Origin of the sequence: Streptomyces panacea, from assembly GCF_040560175.1 — a bacterium.
GTDB classification, from domain to species: Bacteria; Actinomycetota; Actinomycetes; order Streptomycetales; family Streptomycetaceae; genus Streptomyces; species Streptomyces panacea.
Genome location: NZ_JARJHW010000355.1, coordinates 1 through 2259, shown reverse-complemented (window position 1 = coordinate 2259; position 2259 = coordinate 1). Strand labels below are relative to the sequence as shown.

Genomic DNA, 2259 nt, shown 5'->3' with positions numbered 1-2259 from the left:
CCACTCCGCGCCGTTGCGGTACAGCTCGCCGAAGACCATCGCGGTCTCGGTCGCCGCGTCCTCGCTGAGGTCGTAGCGCGCGAGTTCGGCGCCGCCGTCCTGGTTCACGACGCGGATGAAGGCGTTGCGGACCTGGCCGAAGCTGTGGCCGCGGCTCTCGGCGTCATGGATCGAGACCGGGAAGACGATCTTGGTGATCTCCGTCGGCACGGCCGCCAGGTTGACCTTGACGACCTCGTCGTCACCCTCGCCCTCACCGGTCAGGTTGTCACCGGTGTGCTCCACCGAACCGTCGGGGCTCTTGAGGTTGTTGTAGAACACGAAGTTCTGGTCCGTGCCGACCTTCCCGGCCTCGTTCACCAGCAGGGCGCTGGCGTCCAGGTCGTAGTCGGTACCGGTCGTCGTGCGGACGTCCCACCCGAGACCGACCAGGACCGCTGTCAGGCCCGGCGCCTCCTTGGTGAGCGAGACATTGCCGCCTTTGGACAGGGAAACTCCCACGCTGCTCCTCCTGAGTTGAGCTGGTGACCGTAACAAAAATCTACAACACTGTAGAAGTGTGTGCGGAGCGGCGGAGCTGCCACGCCGGAGCCACGCCGGAGGTGCGCCGGATGGACCCAGGCCGCACGTCGGAAGCGGAGGGAGACGGTGTGAGGGAACAGGTCGGTGGGGACGGCGGCCCGGACGGGCGCCCGCGTCGGCGCGGCCAGGGCGAGCTGGAGGCCCAGGTGCTCGCCGTGTTGCGGCAGGCGCCCGGACCGGTCAACGCGGGCTGGGTGCTCGACCGGCTCGGCGGGGACCTGGCGTACACGACGGTCATGACCATTTTGACCAGGCTCCAGGCCAAACGGGTCGTCACCCGGGAGCGGGTGGGCCGGTTCTTCGAATGGTGCGCGACCTCCGACGAGGCGGGTCTCGCCGCCCTGCGGATGCGCCGCGTACTGGACGCCGAGTCGGACCGCGAGGCCGTACTGGCCCGGTTCGTCACCACCCTCTCGCCGGACGACGAACGGCTGCTGCGCGACCTCCTCGGTCTTCCCGAGGACGGGACGGAGGACTGACCGGATGGGAGTGTTCGTCCTGCTGCCGCTGCTGCTGCCCCTGACCGCGCTGCCGATCGCGGGCCTCGCCGAGCGGCACCTCCATCCGCGCGTCGCCACACGGCTGTTGTCGGCGCTGGCCGCCGCCCTGGCGGTGTGCAGCACGGTGTGCCTGGGGCTGCTGGTGGTCGTCGGTACGGTGCAACTGCCCGGCCATCCGCTGCCCGACGCCTGGGCGGACCGGGAGGCCCCTGCCACCGCGCCGTACGAGGAGGCCGCGGGCAAGGGCGCCGTCGTCGCGCTGCTCGCCGTGGCCGTGTCGTGGTCGACCGCGGTCCGCAGACACCGGCGCGTCCGCCGCCGTGCGGAGCACGCGCTGGCCGGGGTGCCGGACGGCGAACTCGCCGTGCTGGCGGACGAGGCCGCGTACGCGTACGCGCTGCCGGGCGTACGGAACCGGCCGGCCGACGCCTGGACGACGACCGGGTCCACGGCCCGGCTCACGGCCCGGCTCACGGCCTGGTTCATGGCCCGGCTCACCCGGCGGCCGGTCGTGCGCGCCGGGATCTCCGGAGGCCGGATCGTCGTCTCCACGGCCATGCTCGCGTGTCTGGACACCGGCGAACGCGCGGCGCTCGTCGCCCACGAACGGGCCCATCTCGCGGGACACCACCACCGCTATCTGCTCGTGGTCCGCTTCGCCGCCCGGGCCAACCCGCTGCTGACGCCGTTGCGGTCGGCCGTGGCCTACACGACCGAGCGGTGGGCGGACGAGGAGGCGGCGCGGGTGACGGGCGAGCGGCGGGTGGTGGCGCGGGCCATCGGCAAGGCGGCCCTCGTCACGCGTGGCACGCCCACCCCTACGCTGGCGGGCTTCGCCGCGCCGGGCCCGGTGCCGCGCCGGGTGGCCGCGCTGCTGGTACCCGCGCCGTCGGCCGTCAGCTGGCCGCCGGTCTTCACCGCGGTGGGTCTGGCGGCCTGGGCGGCGGCGGCCGGGACGCTCGGATCGGCGCTCTCCTCGGCGAACGCGACGCTCACGCTGCTGCTCGTACTGAAGGCGGGCCCGCTGTGAAAGCGCTGGCCGGACTGCTCGTGCAGCCCGGCCGGCGAAGAAGAACAGCGCGCGTCGCGCGGTTCGTCCCAGGCCGTGTCTTCGAAGTCCCGCCTGGCCCGCGACGGCTGGTACGGCACCTCGCCGCGTTGTCGGAGTCGGCCGAGT

At 72.9% G+C, this 2259-nt stretch carries 3 protein-coding genes; 2 read left to right on the top strand and 1 reads right to left on the bottom strand.

Features of this window, described 5'->3' with window-relative positions; all coding sequences use genetic code 11:
• On the bottom strand, window positions 1-501 hold a 501-nt coding region (locus P3L51_RS35885), incomplete at its 3' end, for a TerD family protein (RefSeq protein ID WP_354609553.1).
• 149 nt (window positions 502-650) lie between these two features.
• Here P3L51_RS35885 and P3L51_RS35880 point away from each other — a divergent pair.
• Complete coding sequence (locus tag P3L51_RS35880) at window positions 651-1061, top strand: BlaI/MecI/CopY family transcriptional regulator (protein ID WP_435594605.1); 411 nt, start codon at window positions 651-653, stop codon at window positions 1059-1061.
• Between the two features lie 4 nt (window positions 1062-1065).
• On the top strand, window positions 1066-2112 hold the full coding sequence (locus tag P3L51_RS35875; RefSeq protein ID WP_354609551.1) for a M56 family metallopeptidase: 1047 nt from the start codon (window positions 1066-1068) through the stop codon (window positions 2110-2112).
• Window positions 2113-2259 lie beyond the last annotated feature (147 nt).

Coding starts and splice junctions, on each gene's coding strand:
- P3L51_RS35875 (WP_354609551.1), top strand. CDS start 1,066: ATGGGAGTGTTCGTCCTGCTGCCGCTGCTGCTGCCCCTGACCGCGCTG.